Origin of the sequence: Litoreibacter roseus, assembly GCF_009811795.1 — a bacterium.
Taxonomy (GTDB): Bacteria; Pseudomonadota; Alphaproteobacteria; order Rhodobacterales; family Rhodobacteraceae; genus Litoreibacter; species Litoreibacter roseus.
Genome location: NZ_BLJE01000019.1, coordinates 1 through 1,938, shown reverse-complemented (window position 1 = coordinate 1,938; position 1,938 = coordinate 1). Strand labels below are relative to the sequence as shown.

2 protein-coding genes are annotated in these 1,938 nt (G+C 55.6%); one reads left to right on the top strand and one right to left on the bottom strand.

The genetic code is table 11. The annotated features are described in order from the left end of the window. A partial coding sequence (locus KIN_RS22310) for a hypothetical protein (RefSeq protein ID WP_207710163.1) occupies positions 1–187 on the top strand: 187 nt, incomplete at its 5' end. 282 nt (positions 188–469) lie between these two features. On the opposite strand, the gene KIN_RS22140 is transcribed toward KIN_RS22310, so the two are convergent. Then, entirely contained in the window at positions 470–1,837 is a 1,368-nt protein-coding gene (locus tag KIN_RS22140; RefSeq protein ID WP_159811259.1) for an ISNCY family transposase, read from the bottom strand. Positions 1,838–1,938: the final 101 nt, after the last annotated feature.

Sequence of the window (1,938 nt, the reverse complement as noted above, 5' to 3'; positions counted from 1 at the left end):
AATGAATGTAAACACCATTCAGAAATGTCACCGGGTTTGCAAAGCAGAAGTGTCACCGCCGGGTGCTTCGGTAGCAAGGCTTAGCGGCCCGGAGACCGCAAACATCGCAGGGCTGAAAAGCCTTGCGGGGCTGATGTTTGGAATTACGAGTATGCTTTCATACATGTATGGTCGGGCGGTGATGTAGTTGATCTTCCAACTTAGGCGTTGGCAAAGCTCCGATCGTTGAAATGAAACCAAAGACACGAACATCAGAAATTGAACAGTGTCGCCAAGCCTGGCGGCGCAGAGCCCTTGAGTTTTTCCTGATTGGGTTCGCGTTGCCTGCAGCAGTGATGTTGCTTCAAAACCTATTTGATGTCGGTCTGGCGCCTGCGCCAATTTCTTATCTGTGGGTTGCCGCAAGTTTTGTCGCCGCAATAAGAGCGGGGAATGCAGCAAAGCGGTTTAAACGCGCCGGATTGGGTAGCTAACATTGTGGCGGTATGACTTGATCGTAAGACAAATCAGTCTTGTTTTTGGCCCGTGAACCGGACGGTCTGCCTTGCCGTCGTCCGTTCGGTTTGTAGCCCATCTTCTCTGAGTTTGTCCGGACCTTCGGCTTTGGCGGCGCCGCGTCCTGCATCTCTTTGATATGTTCGAGCACAGCGCTCAGGCGCTTGTTGTCCGTGATCGCCGCGTGGGTCACGCGCTGATCCATGTCGAAGATTTTGTAGGGCAGGGAGCGGCCTTTGGACCGCACCTCGAACCGGCCATCCACAAAGGCGTAGGTGTCCACGTATTTGCCGACGAGGCCGCGCGTGATGTCGTTCTCTTCCAGCATGATGCGTTTCCGGTCGTAGGAAAATGTCAGCTGCTTACCGACATATCTGTTCTCGCGCCAGCACAGGACATCGGCCAGCCGATCCGGCTCGACATTGAGCGCGCGGTGCAGGTTGTCGGGCCTGGCCGGGGCCTTGGCGAATTTGGCGTTGTGACGGTCTTTGAACCCTTGAAGATAGGCGTTTCCAGCTTCCATGTCCGAGATGCCTGCGAGCCGAAGTTCCTTCACAAGCCGGTCTTGCAATGTCCGGTTCGCGCGTTCGACACGACCCTTTGCCTGGCTTGAGTTGGCGCAAAGAATCTCAATGTTGAGTTCGCTCAAGGCACGTCCAAACTGGGTGATCCGTGCACCGCCTTTGGCGTCTTCTTTTGCCACGCGGAAGACCGTGTGTTTGTCGCTGTAGAACGCAACCGGACGGCCGTGCTTGTGCAGATAGCCTTCCAGAGCCTCAAAATAGCTGAACGTGCTTTCCGACTTTACGAACCGCAGTTCCATCAAGGTGCTGGTCGCGTCATCGATGAAGACCAGCAGGGTGCAGGGCAGGGCGCGGTCTTCAAACCAACGGTGATCCGAGCCATCAATCTGGATGAGTTCACCAAAGCATTCCCGGCGCAGCCGCGGTTGATGAAACTGGCGACGCTGTTTGCGGGACAACCAGAGGCCGTCTTCGACCATCCACTTGCGCACTGTCTCACGCGAAACCTTGAACCCGTGATGTTCGGCCAGCATCTCAGCCGCCAATGTCGGCCCAAAATCCGGATACTGCTCCTTGATGACGCTCAGCGCATAGTCGCGTTTGGCTTTGTGAAACTGATTGTTCGGCGCACGTCCACGCGACCTGTGCCGGATCGCGGATGCACCGTCCTGGCGAAACCGCTGCAACAGCCGGAAAATCTGCCTTCGCGTCAGGTCCAGCATGTTTGCTGCGTTGTCGACACTGAGCCGTCCGTCATCGACCTGCGCCAGTACTTCCACGCGGTTCAGCTCGCGCTCGCTCATCATCACCCATCCCATGTCCGCTCACCCTCACATCGTTTTGCGAGGAGAGTGACACTTCTGAATTGCTCATAGGTGACATTATCGCTTTGCGACTTCAATGAATTTTCCAATAATCA